Genomic DNA, 14,512 nt, shown 5'->3' with positions numbered 1-14,512 from the left:
GACCTCTCACCCTAGGAGCACCCTGTGAAAACACTGTCCAAAATCCTGCTGTCCGGCGTTGCCGCCGCAGCGCTGCTGACCGTGGCCGGTTGCGCCACGGAGAGCAATCGCGCGATGCCGGTGGAACAAGTCGCCAGCGCCAGCGTGGCCTATTCCGGCGTACGTGTACCGATTGCCGTGGGCAAGTTCGATAACCGTTCCAGCTACATGCGCGGGATCTTCTCCGACGGCGTTGACCGCCTCGGTGGCCAGGCCAAGACCATCCTGATCACCCACTTGCAGCAGACCAACCGCTTCAGCGTGCTGGACCGCGACAACATGGGCGAAATCTCCCAGGAAGCCGCGATCAAAGGCACCATCCAGAAGCTGAAGGGCGCTGACTATGTGGTGACCGGCGACGTGACCGAGTTCGGCCGCAAAGAGACCGGCGACCGCCAGCTGTTCGGCATTCTTGGCCGTGGCAAAACCCAGGTGGCTTACGCCAAGGTCGCGCTGAATATCGTCAACATCAGCACGTCCGAAGTGGTGTATTCCACCCAGGGCGCCGGTGAGTACGCCCTGTCCAACCGTGAAATCGTCGGCTTCGGCGGCACCGCCAGCTACGACTCCACCCTCAATGGCAAGGTCCTGGACCTGGCCATGCGCGAAGCAATCAACCGCCTGGTCGACGGCATCAATGCCGGCGCCTGGAACCCGCGCAACTGATCAGCAGCACCTCAAGGAGCAGTACAAGGATGAGCAAGGCAGTTAAGTTGGCGCTGATGCTGACAGCAATCGCAACGGTCGCCGGGTGCCAGACGGCGCCCCAACCCCTGTATCAATGGGAAAGCTACCAGGCAGAGGTTTACGAGTACTTCAAGGGCGAGCCCAAGGAAGCACAGGTGGAAGCATTGGAGCGCGATCTGCAAAAGATCAACGCCAGTGGCCGCAAGGCGCCGCCGGGTTACCACGCGCACCTGGGCATGCTGTACCTGAGCATGGGCAAGGATGACCAGATGGTGCAGGAGTTTCGCACCGAGAAGGCACTGTTCCCCGAGTCGGCTTCGTACATGGACTTTCTGCTGAAAAACGCCAAAACCGGAGTCGCTGCCAAATGAGCCTGTTAAAACTCACCGGCGCCTTGCTCGCCCTGGCGTTGCTCGGCGGCTGCGCGGCGCCCAAGACCATTGATTACACGGCGTATAAACAGGCCCGGCCGAAGTCGATCCTGGTACTGCCGCCGATCAATGAATCGCCGGAAGTGCAGGCGTCCTACAGCCTGGTTTCGCAGGTTACCTATCCGTTGGCCGAAGCGGGCTACTACGTGTTGCCGATTGCCCTGGTGGACGAAACCTTCCGCCAGAACGGCCTGACCACCGCCAACGATATCCAGGGCGTGGCACCGGCCAAGCTGCATGACATTTTTGGTGCGGATGCGGCGTTGTACATCACCGTCAGCGAGTACGGCACCAAGTACATGCTGATCTCCAGCGACACCTCCGTGACCGCCTCGGCCAAGCTGGTAGACCTGCGCACCGGCACCACCTTGTGGACCGGTTCGGCACGTGCTTCCAGCGAGGAAGGCAACAACAACAGCGGCGGCCTGGTGGGCATGCTGATCTCGGCGGCGGTCAAGCAGGTGATCAACAGCTCTACCGATGCCGCGCACCCGATTGCCGGTATCGCCAGTGTGCGTTTGCTGTCGGCCGGGCAGCGTACGGGGCTTCTGTATGGTCCGCGTAATCCCAAGTACGGTACCGACTGAGTCACCGGTGTGAGAAAAACCCGGCCATTACGGATGGCCGGGTTTTTTTATGCCTGTTTCTGCGGCTCTTTGCGGTGCTGCTGGATCAGCTCTGCGCGTGTCGCGGCACCTCTTGAGGCGTGGCTATTGCCCACCTGGCCGATGATCGAACCGTAGTGCAGCGCGATGATTTCTCCAGTGTCGGCTGAAATCAGCGGAGAACCGGACGTGCCCGGTATTTTGTAGGCGTCATGATAGAAGGCGCTTTGGGCGCCGCTGTCGGTGCTCCGCCCCAAAAGCGTGGTGGGCTTGCCTTCGGCGTTCAGGAAAGAAATACCGAGCCCTTGTTGGCCGTGGTTGGGCATAAAGATTTTTTGTCCGGCTTTGGCCTGCGGGTTATCGGCCAGTTTGAGTGGCGGGAATTGCTTGGCCAGCGTGCTGATCTGCGCCTGGGGCAAGTCGACCCGCAATTCGGCGTAATCCAGGTGCGCGTCGCTGCTGATAGCGTGGCTGTCCAGCGGCACCTTGCGTTCAACGCGCATGCGGCCGCTCTCATCTTCGGTGTAACCCAACCACAGTTCGAGCTTGCTGCCTTTGGCGAGTGCGTCGTGCACATGTTTGTTGGTCAATACGCTGGCGCCTGTGTCGATCAGTGAGCCGGTGCCCAAGGTGTTGTAATGAACCCGGTCGTAGCCCCATGAGTCGCGCACCACGGTCACCTCGCGAATACTGCCCACCGCTTTGGCAGAGGTATACATGGGGGAGTTCTTGAGCGACTCACTGGACCAGTTCTGCAGGGAAAAGGGTGCGCGCTGCGGGGCGTTGGTTTTGCCTGTGGGCCCAGGGAGAGTGGGCAATGTTGAGGTGGCTGGCGGTGCTTGTGGCACCGTGCGGTGCACCGTTGAGCCATTGACGATCACATCGCTGGCTTTGATTGCAGCGCTGCTCCTGATGAACAGGTCGGCGTTGCCGTTGCCGTTCAAGTCGATGGACAGGCTACTTTCCCGGGTGCTGGGGTTGTAGCCCAACACCGCTTCGCCCGCCCGGCCGCTAAAGCGTGCCACGAAGCGCAGGCTATCGACACGTGCCTCGCGCAATGCCCCGGATACATCGATCTTGTCTTGCCCGCTGCTGAAGTCGGTGAGCAGGTCGGAGTGACTCAGGGTGGAATCACTGGCCTTGTCGTAGACAAACGTATCGGCTCCGGTGCCGCCGGTCAGGCGGTCTGCCCCTGCGCCACCTTTCAGGCGATTGTTCGCAGCGTTACCCGTCAACCGGTCATCTCCCGAGCCGCCGATGGCGTTCTCGATGGTCACGCCATTGGCGATGGAGACGTTGCCTTGCATGCCACCGACATCAGAAAAGTGCTGGGCGTTGAGGTTGATGCGCTGGTTTTGGTGAAAGCCGGAAAAGTCCAGGGTGTCATTGCCGCCGCCGTCCCATATGCAGAATACGGGGGCATCATTTGAGGACCGGAGGCTGAACGCTTCGCGCCCGGCGTTGGCATTGAAGCCGTAGGTTGTGTCGGTGTTGCGGGTTTTGTAATTGGCGCCATACAGTTTTTGCACGGCCGTGATGTCGTCCATCATTGGGGTGCTGGGGTAGTAGGTGCGCTGGTGCTTGGCGAAGTCATGGCCGAGATTGCCTTCCCACCAGTAGCTCATGATGCTGTAGGCGCGGGTGTCTTCGGCATACTTGGCATGGGTGGCGTAACTGGCACCGGCGCCATTGTAATTACCGGGATGCAGCAGGCCCAGGGTATGCCCGATTTCATGGTTCATGAGCCATTGCCCGAAATGGTCCTGGCTGGGGGGCCTTTCCTTGCCATCGGAAGCGATCCAGACCTGCGTGCCGTCGCTGTAGATGCCGGGGTAGGAGCCTTGTCCGGCAACGCTGAGCTGGGAGTCGTTGCCTAATAACATCTTCCCTTCGGCGTAGGGCGCGTTTTGCGTAAACGTGATATTGGCGACATCCGACCAGTACTGCATTGCACGGATGGCGTCGTCTTTTTGCGCGGCGGTAAATTTATTGGCCCCCTTGGGCGTATTGAACGGTGCTTTCGAAGCTGTAAAGAACTGGAAGGAAATGCGCGTGACACCGTCATTATTGAGGTCTTTCCAGCGAAAGCCCATTCGGGTGATTTGTGCTGCGGCCTGGTCTGTGTTGTAGGATTTCTTTTTATTGCCCGGGGTTGAAAGAGTGCTCGCCGGTTGGCTGTTCGGCTCGGCGGCCTGCGCATTCGAAAAAGCAGACGTGATAAGGGGCGGGTTGATTCTGACCATGGATTTTTACCTTCTGTCAGTCGCTGACGCTATCTACGAAGTCCGGCGCTGCTTCAGACGTGAACGCTCAAGCAGCGCCTTTACCTGAAAGGTTATCTGGGGGTAATAAGGCCGGTGATATCGTGAGGCCTGATCAACTGGGTACTCTTCACCAGAAAGTCGGTTTGGCTATTTCCGGTCAGATCAATGGCCACAAAGTACCGCTGGCTATACGGGTTGAACCTCACCAAGGTGTCTCCCGCGCGCCCTGTGTAGGCGTTTACCCGTTGCAGCTGAGTGCGGGTTTCTTTGCTCAAGCCCGTGAGGTCGATCTTGTCTCTGCCACTGACAAAATCGAGGATCAGGTCGGCCTTGGCCACGGTTGAGTCGCTCGCCTTGTCGTAGACAAAAACGTCCGCGCCACCGCCGCCTTTCAGAGTGTCTGCGCCGCCACCGCCCTTTAGCCGGTTGTTCGCGTTGTTGCCGATCAACGTGTCGTCATGGGCTCCGCCAATGGCGTTTTCGATGGTCACGCCTTTGGCGATGGAGACATTGCCTGTCATTCCGCCCACATCCGAGAGCGCTTCGGCGTTCAAGTTGAGGGTCTGCTTCTGGTCGAAGCCGGAACAGTCCAGCGTATCGTTGCCGCCGCCATCCCATATGCAAAAGACCGGCGCGTCCCGTGACGACGTGAGGTTGTAATAGTCGCGATCGGTATTGGAGTTGAAGCCGTAAACGGTATTATCGCTCCGGGTCTTGTAGTTGGGGCCGTAGAGCGCCTGCACCGCCGCAATATCATGCAACATCGGCGCAGCCGGGTAGTGAGTCCACTCGCCGTTTTTCGAGAAGTTTTGACCGCTCCGGATCTCGGGGTTGTAACTCATCAGGCTATAGGCTTGAGTGTCCTCAAGATAATGGCGCGCCGCGGGGTGTTGGGTGTAGTCCCCTGGATGATCCAGGCCCAGCGAATGACCAATTTCATGGGTCATGACCTGTCGGTCATGACGATCAGTCTTGGGTTGCGCATGCTCCTTGTCCAGCCATGCCTCACCGCCTTTCTTGAAGTTCCTGGGAAAGGGCAGGGACGCATAGGATTCTCCGTCACCGTCGTAAAGACCCAGGGTAAGCCGGCCCTCGGTACTGGCACTGTTCTGCGAGAACTTGATACGGGCAACGTCGGCCCAGGCTTGCATGGACATCCGCGCCAGTTTCTTTTGTTGCTCACCTAATTCATTGGCGTCCTTGGGCACATTGCTGACCGCGCGCGGATTGCCGGGCGTGAAAAACGCATAGGCAATATCAACGACGCCGTCGCGGTTGCGGTCTTGCCATTTAAACCCTCTTTCATGACTGGTACGCAGCAGTTGCCGGGCGGCTTGATCGGTGGTGTAGGACGCCAAGGCGGGGGCCTTTATGACATCGGGTGGTTGATTGGCGTGTACAACTGCACGTACCGGGTAAGACGGTTGACTAACTGGCAACATCTACTTGAATCCTTTTAATAGGCAAAGTGAAGCGTGAGCTTTAAGGCTCATGGGTGAGTGGAGTTGTTCAGGGGTTAATGTATTTAAAGGGGGCTGGTTTACCAGGCGCGTGAAAATGCGTTGGCCCGAACTGTGGTGCGTGTAGTTAAACCGATGATGTCTTCAGGTTTTATTATTTGAGTGCTTTTGACCAGAAAGTCTGTTCGACGATTACCCGTCACGTCCACGCCCACGAAGTATCGACCGCTGTGCGCGTTAAACTTGACCAGGGTGTCGCCAATTCGCCCTGTGTAGTGCTCGACAAGTTGAAGGGGTGTGCCGATGTTCTTTATCAAACCGGTGAGATTGATCTTGTCTTTGCCACTGACAAAATCGTTGATCAGATCAGCATTGTGATAGGTCGAGTCGCTGGCTTTTTCGTATGTGTGTGTACTCGAACGGTGGTGCGTGGGGGGAGTCAATGTGGAACGATTGCTCGGTGTCGCCGGCTGCTTATCCAGGGTTACGGTACTTGTGGAAGCGATGATGTCCCCCGGTTTGACTTGCCCGTGGGCTCGGATCAGCAGGTCGGGTTTGCCGTCGCCTGTCATATCGATAGCCACGCTGGCGCTGCCACTTTGCTCGTTATGGGTGAGTACGGTCTCACCCGCTTTGCCGGTCATTACGCTGACAAATGCCAGGCTGGCGACATTGGCATGTTTCATAGCCGCGGACACATCGATTCTGTCGGTGCCACTGATGAAATCCATGAGGACGTCCGGGTTATCCGGCCTGGAATCGCTGGCCCTGCTGTAAACGAAGGTGTCTGCGCCGCCACCACCCCGCAGCCGGTCACCGCCTGCGCCGCCGGTGAGCCGATTGTCGGCGTCGTTACCGATCAGAGCGTCGTTGCCTGAACCGCCGATGGCATTTTCCAGGGTGACGCCCCGGGCGATGGAAACGTTGCCCTTGAGCCCGCCGACATCCGAGAACGAGCCGGCCTTGAGATTGATGGTCTGGTTTGCCGTGTAGCCAGAGACGTCCAGGGTGTCGATGCCACCGCCGTCCCAGATGCAGAACACCGCAGCGTCCCGGTTGGAGTTCAGGGTGTAGTAGTCCCGCTGGCTGTTGGAATTGAAGCCGTAGGTGGTGTTGTCCTGACGGATTTGACGATTGGCGCCATACAGTTTCTGGATCGCGGAAATGTCATCCATCATCGGAGCCGCAGGCGAGGTCCTGCCGTGGTTTTTGCCACTTTTTTCCGCGCCGAAATAGCTCATGACGGTATGGGCTTTCGAATCCTGGGCGTGATTCCATTGGCTTGCGGTCATGCTGCCATTGTAGTTGCCGCCATGTGACAGCCCCAGGGCGTGACCTGTTTCGTGAATCAAGTCGTTGGGGTTTACCCGCCTGGGGTTGTAAAGGGTCGAGCCTCCATCGGGATGGTTGCTTGGGTAATAGCCGACAGCGGTGGGCACGCTATTTGATATACCAAATGACATTCTCCCCTCTGTTCGAGGCCCGTTTTCCTCGAAGACAAGATTGGACACGTCGCTCCACGACTGCATGGCACGCCGCGCCTGGGCTTTCTGGCGCTCATCGAACTGTCCGAAACCCGTATTGAACGAGTAGGAAACAGAGGTTTTGCCGTCACCATTTCGGTCAACCCACTGGGTGTTTTCCCGCGTGAGGTTGTCGCTGGCCTGGCGTGCATCGAAAGAGCGTTTATTCAAGCCGGCCACATACGGGTCGTCGGGCCGCAATGTTGGGTCTTTGCCGTCCCAATTGCGCGTGGTGGGTGTGTCGGGTGTCGTGGGGTTGGTTGTAGGAGTTGGATCTAACGGGCGTCGTATGACGGGTTGAATAAATGGCCTTACGAAAGGATGCCGAAGGAAGGGCTGCACGAGTGGACGGAAGATCGGGTGGTTGAAAATCTGTTGAGTAAAGGGTCGAAGGATCGGCCCCAAGAAGTTTTCAGCGTAATTCGGTTGTTGCAGTAGAGGTGGCCTGAAGTCGATTCGCATGAGAACAATCCATTTTTTGTTGTGAGATGGATTCCTTTTTTTATATGGAAAGTGCATGTCCGTTTGCTGTAAATACCTTCGCACTCTATAAATGAATTGCCAATGGGGTATATGTTTCTTGAGTGTGTTGGCTGTTCGGTGCGTCATGCTTTGTAATGGGGGTTGTGTTTATTATTTTTTAAACTCTGTGTGTGTGGCGTTGATTTTGAAAGCGTTGCTCGTGGGTGTGAAAGCGTACATTTCAATTATGTTTAATATGTCTTCTTTGGTAATACAGAAATTTTTACAGTGTGAACGTTTTTGCTAACGCATTTAGCGGTCAGCCAGTAGAGCATCTTATTTAAGTGCTTCTATTCTCGAAGTTTCCTACAGGCTGGATGTTTTTTTGGACTTAGCCTTGCTGAATAAATGACAGCTCTCTGTGCTGTGATCTGACAACGGGCTCAGCGTGCACTGGGGGAGAGTGCTTGGCGAAGAAACTTCGAGCCTTAACCCGAACCCAGGGTGCTTTGCGTCTGAACCTATGAACGGACTATTCACTGTTGAGGTTCAGCGCCATGTCACAGGCTCCTTTATTACTGCGTCCCATCGGCTGCAGCATTGTCGTTACCGTGCTGGCGGCGCTCGTCGGCTGCGGGCTGTCATCGTCTCGAGAGGCTGCCAAGCCTGTCGCAGAAACGCCCGCAGCGCCTAGCCCTGAGGGGGCCTTGGCCAAGCGGGCGGCGGCCCCTGTGTTGATGGCCTCGCAAAGGGTCATGCATGACTCGGTGGCGTTGGCGTACCGGGACGCGCCTCGAGAGCAATACCAGAACCTGCCCGATAATCCGGTCTACAGCGTTGCACAAACCCCGGTGTCGACGTTCAGTGCAGACGTCGACACCGGCAGTTACGCCAACGTGAGGCGCTTCCTCAACCAAGGTAGCCTGCCGCCTGACGGCGCTGTGCGTCTGGAGGAAATGGTCAACTACTTCCCCTACAACTATGCACTGCCCACCGACGGCTCGCCCTTTGGCGTAACCACCGAAGTCGCCGCGACGCCGTGGAACCCGCACACCCGATTGTTGCGCGTCGGCATCAAGGCGTCTGATCGCGCGGTGGCGGATCTGGCGCCGGCCAACCTGGTATTTCTGGTGGATGTCTCCGGCTCCATGGACCGCCGCGAAGGCTTGCCACTGGTGAAAAACACGCTGAAGCTGCTGGTGGATCAGCTGCGTGAACAGGACCGTGTGTCGCTGGTGGTCTATGCCGGTGAATCCCGTGTGGTCCTCAAACCGACCTCCGGCCGCGAAAAAACCACGATCCGCAACGCCATCGACCAACTCTCGGCGGGTGGTTCCACGGCGGGCGCGTCCGGCATCGAACTGGCCTACCAGATGGCGCGCGCAGGGTTTATCGACAAGGGCATCAACCGCATCCTGCTGGCCACCGACGGTGACTTCAATGTGGGCATCAGCGACTTCGACAGCCTTAAGCAAATGGCCGTCGACCAGCGCAAAAGTGGTGTCTCCCTGACCACCCTGGGCTTTGGTGTGGATAACTACAACGAGCACCTGATGGAGCAATTGGCTGACGCAGGCGATGGCAACTATGCCTACATCGACAACCTGCGCGAAGCGCGCAAGGTGCTGGTGGACCAACTCGGCTCGACCCTGGCGGTGGTGGCGCGGGATGTGAAACTACAGGTGGAATTCAACCCGTCCCAAATCAGTGAGTACCGGCTGCTGGGCTACGAAAACCGTGCCTTGAAGCGTGAGGATTTTAACAACGACAAGGTCGACGCTGGTGAGATCGGCGCAGGGCATACGGTGACTGCGTTGTACGAAATTGTGCCGAAGGGCGAGCAGGGCTGGTTGGAGCCATTGCGTTACGCCACGGCCCCTGCGGTTGAAAACACGTCCGCTGAGTTGGCGCTGTTGCGCGTGCGCTACAAGCCTGCGGCAGGCGGTGCCAGCCAGTTGATTGAGCGGCCCATCCGCAACCAAACCACCCAGGCCAGCGACGATTTGCGCTTCGCCGCCGCCGTGGCCGCCTTCGCCCAACAGCTCAAGGGTGATGGCCGCTACACTGGCAGTATGCGTTTGCAGGACACCGCCGCACTGGCCCGCTCGGCGCGAGGCGATGACCCGTTCGGGCTGCGCAACGAGTTCGTGCAACTGGTGGAGTTGGCGCAGAGTCTCAAACACTGATCTTGGGCCCAATGAAGCGCCAGTGTGGGAGCTGGCTTGCCTGCGATAGCGGTAAGCAGCACCGCAGAGGTTGCCTGAACCACCGCTATCGCGGGCAAGCCCGACGGCCACCATTGAAAGGTTTTAACGTCTCAAAAGGAGTTCGCCACTTAACATGGTCGTTTCAGATGATTCACCCAGCGACGAATCGCTGCTGGCCCGTTACCGAACCGGTGACGCTGCTGCGTTCGAGGTCTTGTACGCGCGGCACCGCCAAGGTTTGTACCGGTTCCTTGTATCACTGAGCAACAAGGCCGAACTGGCTGAAGAGGTGTACCAGGAAACCTGGCTCAGCCTGATCCGCAGCAGCACCCAGCCACAAGGCCGGGCGAGCTTTCGTACATGGCTGTTCCAGATTGCCCGCAACCGCCTGATTGATCACTGGCGCAAGCACGGCGTGCACAACCCGTTGCACGACAGCTACGATGAGCAACTGCACGCCCAGGCCGACGACAGTGCCGGCCCTGAGCAGCAACTGAGCCTGAGCCGCGATCAGGCGCGCCTCGACGCCGCGTTGCAAGACTTGCCCGAAGACCAGCGCGAAGTCTTCCTGCTGCGCCTGCACGGCGACCTCGAAGTGCCGCAAATCGCCGCGCTCACCGGCGCCCCGCTGGAAACCGTAAAAAGCCGCCTGCGTTACGCCCAGCAGAAACTGCGCCGCCTGCTGGCCGAGGAGATACCCGCATGACTGACTCCCGACACCCCCAGGATTGCGACGACGTGTTGCTCCAGCACTTTCGTCAACACACCGCCGGCGAACCGCCTGCGTCCCTCGACGCCTTCATCCTCAACGCCGCCCGCCGCGAAGCCCCGGCACCGCAACCGAGCCTGTGGCAACGCTGGCTGCACGCCTGCCAACGCCCGCGCTGGCAAATGGCATTTGCGACCGTCGCCGGTGTGGCACTGATGATCGGCGTGGTGATGCGCTCGCCCGTGCCACAACAGGAGGTGGCCACAACGACGTTCTCCGCGCCCCACCCAGAAGCAGCACGCCCGGCGCCGCAAGCGTTTTCGGCCCCCGCGCCCGCGCCTATGGCCCGCATGGCCGCCGCACCGCCGGTTCAGGCTGAGGTCGCCGGCTCGATGGCCGATGCGCCGGCAGTGAAACTGAGCAAACGCGCGCCGGTGGCGTTGCCTTCATTGGAGGAGGGGCTGCAGGAGATTGTGAACCTGCGCCTGGCCGGAGAAACCAGAGCGGCGGATGAGAAGCTGCTGGCGCTGCATGAACGCTTCCCCGAGGAAGACTTGCCGGCGCGGTTGGAGGCGTTGCAGAAACATTAAATCGCCGGCCACAAAAAAGCCCCAGGTCTTTCGACCTGGGGCTTTTTCTTGCGTATCTGGTGCACCCGGCGGGATTCGAACCCACGACCCCTGCCTTCGGAGTCCTAAAAGTCGACGTTTATAATCAATACGTTAGCGGGGGTTAGCTGGGGAATCAAAGGTTGTGGTAGCTGCGGTTAGTGAGTTTTCGTGCCGGTTAGCCGGGCGAGTGTGGCAAAATTGTGGCATCCTGCCTTCACGTTGTTTATGCTCCTTTAGTAATTGCCTCGTTCGTGACCATGAGTCTATCTAAGGGGTTTGGGTGTAAGAAACACACTGTAAAAAATGCATAGACTATTTAGAATGTTGAAGCGTTATTCAGTCATGGACGAGTCATTCTAAAAATGACATTAGAAATTTCTTATGCGGATAAAAAAATTCGCAACATTTGCGATAGTGAAGTTGTGGCTCTTCGTAGACTTCCGCCAAATGTAGTCAAGGCTTTAATGCGCCGCCTCACTGATCTGAATTCGGCTTCTAATATCAAGGATGTTCCTTTGGGAAATCCTCGGGAAATATCTGGCGATCCTCCTGGCGAATATAGACTAGACTTAGTCGACGGATATTATTTGATGTTTTGCGCCGTTGATCTAAAAATGCCCATAAATGATAAAAATAAAGTAGACTGGTCGAAGGTAAGTCGTCTTAAACTGTTAAGGATTATCAAAGATGATGCTTGAAAATCATGTTTTTAAGCCTAGTCAGTTAATTCCGCCAGGCGAAACAATATCTGATATTTTAGAAGAGCGCAAAATCACTACAAGTGACTTTGCTCAGGGTATTGGAGTGGCCTATGAAATCGCCAGTAAGCTCCTAATTGGTGAGTTCGTTATTAATAATGAGCTTGCAGTTATCTTGTCGGGGGTTTTGGGAGCATCACCGTCGTTCTGGTTAAATCGAGAAGAAAGTTATCGCGCGCAATTAAGCGAGTTAAATACTCCACTTACCAGTGAAGAAGATAGCTGGTTAAAAGAAATTCCCGTATCGACAATGCAAAAAAACGGATGGATACCAAAAGTAGCCTATCCTGCACAAAATTTACGGAACTGTTTAAGTTTTTTTGATGTTCCGGATATTAGTAGTTGGAAGAAAATTTATACGTCCGGTTCGGAGTTGGCTGCATTTAGAACATCACCCGCTTTTGATCCAAAGCTCGGAGCTGTAGCCGCATGGTTGAGGCAGGGAGAGATTGAGGCAGATTTCATAGACTGTAGTCCGTGGGACAAAGATAGGTTTTATGCAGTATTACAAGAAGCAAGATGTTTAACAACTCAGGAAGACCCCAATATCTTTATTCCTGAGTTGCAGAAGATTTTTGCAGCCTGCGGCGTTGCTGTTGTAATTGCTAGAACTCCAGATGGCTGTCAAGCTAGTGGTGCAACAAAGTTTATTAGTGACGAAAAAGCAATGTTGATGCTCAGTTTTAGGCATCTCTCGGATGATCATTTTTGGTTCACCCTTTTTCATGAGGCTGCACATCTCATACTTCATGGAGATGTTGTTTTTGTGGAAAGTGAGCACTGTTCTGATAGTGTTCAAGAACAAGAGGCTAATACATTTTCGGCCGATTTCCTAATACCGGTCGAATATAAGAGTGAGCTTAAGTCTCTAGGGAGTGATATACGTAAAATTCTTAAGTTTTCTAAAAGGCTCGGTGTTTCCCCAGGTATTGTAGTCGGCCAATTACAGTACCTAGGGATAGTTAAGCACTATCACTTGCAAAAACTTAAGGTGAGATACAAATGGGCGTGATTTTTCACCCTCTAAATGCCTTGAACTCGCTTGGTGATTTTTGCCAATTACAAAGCGAGTCTTCAAGTACCTGCATTCCGACCTGAAGGTGTAAATCTAAGTCTAGTAGCAACTTATCAAGGTCGTTCCGAGAGATGTTTGCAGTAGAAACTCCTGTGAATAGAAGTCTTGCACCATCAACGGGGCCTGTTGCGGCGCCCATATATGCCGAGTCTGCTTCTATTTTTACTAGGCCAATTTTTGCCAGCATTGTTAAATAATCGAATTTAGCAGTTCTGCCGAATCGGAATACTTTCATGGACTTGTATAAATGGCGAAAGGTTAGGCGAGGGTCATTATTCGAATTATTCAATGCATTTATAAATAGGTTCTTGTGCGAGCCACTGTCTAAAACCCAGTTAACGTAGCTTTTGGTAACTAGACCTGTGAAATTGCTTTTTGTGGGATTGATCGACTCGTACTTCCGATGATTTCCAAAGCGATAGTTTGCATTATTGAAACTTTGGTAATTTTTTGCTAGCCAGTCCGTAAATGCATCTGGGTTGAAGCTTATGCGCTTCCAGTTCCAGAGGTACCCTGCGCCAAGAGCGCTGTATATATCTCTGACGAAGCTCCAGCCTCCCACGCTGCTTTTACCGAAGTGAATAGCTAGGAATATCAACCAACAAGCTTCCTCACTATCACCGTTAGTCGCGTGAACTATCGCAGCTCTGATAGGATCAAACAATTCTGAAGACGAATCTATCCTCAAATTACTAATTTTTCTTTGTCTGATAGCATCTACAAATTTTATCCTTCGAATGCTATCAATCATTTGTTCAATAAGAGATTCTTTGTTTTCTGGAGGGTCAATTCCAGCCAGTTTTTTATGCTTGTTACTATAATCTTCAAGTTTTTTTCGTAAGTCGTCCGCCATTGCTCTATCGCGTGCTCTCAATTTTTTTGCTCCTGAATACACATTGTTATCCATTCCTGGATTGATTTTCTGACCTGCGTAGTTACACCAAAGCTACTCTGGATATTATGATTGAAACCTAATATCTCGATGCTGCGTCCTAGCTCTATACCGGAAACACTATTTATACTTCCACGGTAGGCAACTCCGGCGACCATTTTTCCGTTGCTCCTTGGGAGAGACCACTGAGGAATAAATTTGACTTCAAATGCAGCGTCTGAAATGCGAATTAAAGTTTCTACTACCGTTCTGCCGTTCAATACTATTGTTTTAATTGGTGAGTCTCTTAGTATCTCACCAAGGGCACTCCCAGACACTTGAAGTAGTTCTGACTTCTGCCTGGGAGACAAATTTGCCCATTTGCGATGTGTAGCATAAGGCACGAGGTCTAGATGGCATGCGGGAAAGAGAGTGCTATAGTACGATGAGTTGGTTCCGCTTATCAAAATGTCTAGGGATTTAAACCATCCGTTATAAGGATTTTCCTGGAAATACCCCGTACATTTCTTCCAAATTTCTTCAAGATGAAGGTCTGTAATATCTGTCCATCGATCAATTTCGAGCGAGTTTAAGGAATGAAACCTTCTTAGTCTTCCGGTCAGTTCAGCTCCATTCGCAGCCATAAACTCACGATTACTGGGATTAAGCCCTAAAGTAGCAATAGCCGATCTTGTTACTTCTCCAAATACTGGGATAGGACTTCCCCACTCGATAATTTCAGAGTTAATGAGTTCTCGGTTATTCATCAGTGAGATTAGTTTACTTAAGGTTTCGTACATCTCTTCTTCC

General features: G+C 54.6%; 13 protein-coding genes. 8 read left to right on the top strand and 5 right to left on the bottom strand.

Going from position 1 to position 14,512, the window contains the following annotated elements; all coding sequences use genetic code 11:
• Nucleotides 1-24: 24 nt before the first annotated feature.
• From ACDZ94_RS07640 to ACDZ94_RS07630, 3 genes are read left to right on the top strand one after another with little or no spacing between them, the layout of a single operon-like run.
• The gene (locus ACDZ94_RS07640; RefSeq protein WP_064450131.1) at nucleotides 25-705 is read left to right on the top strand and encodes a CsgG/HfaB family protein; all 681 of its coding nucleotides are present in this window, start codon (nucleotides 25-27) and stop codon (nucleotides 703-705) included.
• A 29-nt stretch (nucleotides 706-734) separates the two neighbouring features.
• The gene (locus tag ACDZ94_RS07635; RefSeq protein ID WP_053253757.1) at nucleotides 735-1,097 is read left to right on the top strand and encodes a DUF4810 domain-containing protein; all 363 of its coding nucleotides are present in this window, start codon (nucleotides 735-737) and stop codon (nucleotides 1,095-1,097) included.
• Nucleotides 1,094-1,744 (top strand): DUF799 domain-containing protein, encoded by a 651-nt coding sequence (locus ACDZ94_RS07630; protein WP_064450133.1) that lies wholly within the window; start codon nucleotides 1,094-1,096, stop codon nucleotides 1,742-1,744. Before ACDZ94_RS07635 ends, ACDZ94_RS07630 begins: the two co-directional genes overlap by 4 nt.
• 47 nt (nucleotides 1,745-1,791) lie before the next feature.
• Here the strand turns inward: ACDZ94_RS07630 and ACDZ94_RS07625 are convergent, their stop codons facing one another.
• The 3 genes from ACDZ94_RS07625 to ACDZ94_RS07615 all read right to left on the bottom strand — a co-directional run bounded on the left by ACDZ94_RS07625 (nucleotide 1,792) and on the right by ACDZ94_RS07615 (nucleotide 7,471).
• Nucleotides 1,792-4,005, bottom strand: coding sequence for a M10 family metallopeptidase C-terminal domain-containing protein (locus ACDZ94_RS07625; RefSeq protein WP_432751287.1), 2,214 nt, complete (start codon nucleotides 4,003-4,005; stop codon nucleotides 1,792-1,794).
• A gap of 92 nt (nucleotides 4,006-4,097) precedes the next feature.
• Nucleotides 4,098-5,468, bottom strand: coding sequence for a M10 family metallopeptidase C-terminal domain-containing protein (locus ACDZ94_RS07620; RefSeq protein WP_432751286.1), 1,371 nt, complete (start codon nucleotides 5,466-5,468; stop codon nucleotides 4,098-4,100).
• A gap of 98 nt (nucleotides 5,469-5,566) precedes the next feature.
• Nucleotides 5,567-7,471 (bottom strand): M10 family metallopeptidase C-terminal domain-containing protein, encoded by a 1,905-nt coding sequence (locus ACDZ94_RS07615; RefSeq protein ID WP_432751285.1) that lies wholly within the window; start codon nucleotides 7,469-7,471, stop codon nucleotides 5,567-5,569.
• Between the two features lie 557 nt (nucleotides 7,472-8,028).
• Here ACDZ94_RS07615 and ACDZ94_RS07610 point away from each other — a divergent pair.
• From ACDZ94_RS07610 to ACDZ94_RS07590, 5 genes are all read left to right on the top strand, one after another.
• Nucleotides 8,029-9,657, top strand: coding sequence for a vWA domain-containing protein (locus ACDZ94_RS07610; RefSeq protein ID WP_432751284.1), 1,629 nt, complete (start codon nucleotides 8,029-8,031; stop codon nucleotides 9,655-9,657).
• A gap of 154 nt (nucleotides 9,658-9,811) precedes the next feature.
• Entirely contained in the window at nucleotides 9,812-10,384 is a 573-nt protein-coding gene (locus ACDZ94_RS07605) for an RNA polymerase sigma factor (protein WP_064450138.1), read from the top strand.
• A complete protein-coding gene (locus ACDZ94_RS07600; protein ID WP_432751283.1) occupies nucleotides 10,381-10,977 on the top strand; it encodes a hypothetical protein in 597 nt (198 codons plus the stop codon). Before ACDZ94_RS07605 ends, ACDZ94_RS07600 begins: the two co-directional genes overlap by 4 nt.
• A 383-nt stretch (nucleotides 10,978-11,360) precedes the next feature.
• Nucleotides 11,361-11,696: a hypothetical protein gene (locus ACDZ94_RS07595; RefSeq protein ID WP_432751282.1), complete on the top strand. Its 336-nt coding sequence runs from the start codon at nucleotides 11,361-11,363 to the stop codon at nucleotides 11,694-11,696.
• A complete protein-coding gene (locus ACDZ94_RS07590; RefSeq protein ID WP_432751281.1) occupies nucleotides 11,686-12,768 on the top strand; it encodes an ImmA/IrrE family metallo-endopeptidase in 1,083 nt (360 codons plus the stop codon). Before ACDZ94_RS07595 ends, ACDZ94_RS07590 begins: the two co-directional genes overlap by 11 nt.
• Nucleotides 12,769-12,772: 4 nt before the next feature.
• Here ACDZ94_RS07590 and ACDZ94_RS07585 read toward each other — a convergent pair whose 3' ends face one another.
• Both ACDZ94_RS07585 and ACDZ94_RS07580 read right to left on the bottom strand, forming a co-directional pair.
• Nucleotides 12,773-13,705 carry a hypothetical protein gene (locus ACDZ94_RS07585; RefSeq protein WP_432751280.1) on the bottom strand — a complete coding sequence of 311 codons (933 nt, stop codon included), beginning with the start codon at nucleotides 13,703-13,705 and terminating at the stop codon, nucleotides 12,773-12,775.
• A complete protein-coding gene (locus ACDZ94_RS07580; protein WP_432751279.1) occupies nucleotides 13,702-14,502 on the bottom strand; it encodes a hypothetical protein in 801 nt (266 codons plus the stop codon). Before ACDZ94_RS07580 ends, ACDZ94_RS07585 begins: the two co-directional genes overlap by 4 nt.
• Nucleotides 14,503-14,512: the final 10 nt, after the last annotated feature.

Origin of the sequence: Pseudomonas sp. UBT, from assembly GCF_050915955.1 — a bacterium.
Lineage (GTDB): Bacteria > Pseudomonadota > Gammaproteobacteria > Pseudomonadales > Pseudomonadaceae > Aquipseudomonas > Aquipseudomonas antarctica_A.
Note: the sequence above shows the minus strand (reverse complement) of the source record. Positions and strands in the feature narration are given on the sequence as shown.

Bases quoted from the DNA above. Each gene is read 5' to 3' on its own strand.
- ACDZ94_RS07635 (WP_053253757.1), top strand. From the start codon at position 735: ATGAGCAAGGCAGTTAAGTTGGCGCTGATGCTGACAGCAATCGCAACG.
- ACDZ94_RS07630 (WP_064450133.1), top strand. From the start codon at position 1,094: ATGAGCCTGTTAAAACTCACCGGCGCCTTGCTCGCCCTGGCGTTGCTC.
- ACDZ94_RS07625 (WP_432751287.1), bottom strand. From the start codon at position 4,005: ATGGTCAGAATCAACCCGCCCCTTATCACGTCTGCTTTTTCGAATGCG.
- ACDZ94_RS07620 (WP_432751286.1), bottom strand. From the start codon at position 5,468: ATGTTGCCAGTTAGTCAACCGTCTTACCCGGTACGTGCAGTTGTACAC.
- ACDZ94_RS07615 (WP_432751285.1), bottom strand. From the start codon at position 7,471: ATGCGAATCGACTTCAGGCCACCTCTACTGCAACAACCGAATTACGCT.
- ACDZ94_RS07610 (WP_432751284.1), top strand. From the start codon at position 8,029: ATGTCACAGGCTCCTTTATTACTGCGTCCCATCGGCTGCAGCATTGTC.
- ACDZ94_RS07605 (WP_064450138.1), top strand. From the start codon at position 9,812: ATGGTCGTTTCAGATGATTCACCCAGCGACGAATCGCTGCTGGCCCGT.
- ACDZ94_RS07600 (WP_432751283.1), top strand. From the start codon at position 10,381: ATGACTGACTCCCGACACCCCCAGGATTGCGACGACGTGTTGCTCCAG.
- ACDZ94_RS07595 (WP_432751282.1), top strand. From the start codon at position 11,361: ATGACATTAGAAATTTCTTATGCGGATAAAAAAATTCGCAACATTTGC.
- ACDZ94_RS07590 (WP_432751281.1), top strand. From the start codon at position 11,686: ATGATGCTTGAAAATCATGTTTTTAAGCCTAGTCAGTTAATTCCGCCA.
- ACDZ94_RS07580 (WP_432751279.1), bottom strand. From the start codon at position 14,502: ATGTACGAAACCTTAAGTAAACTAATCTCACTGATGAATAACCGAGAA.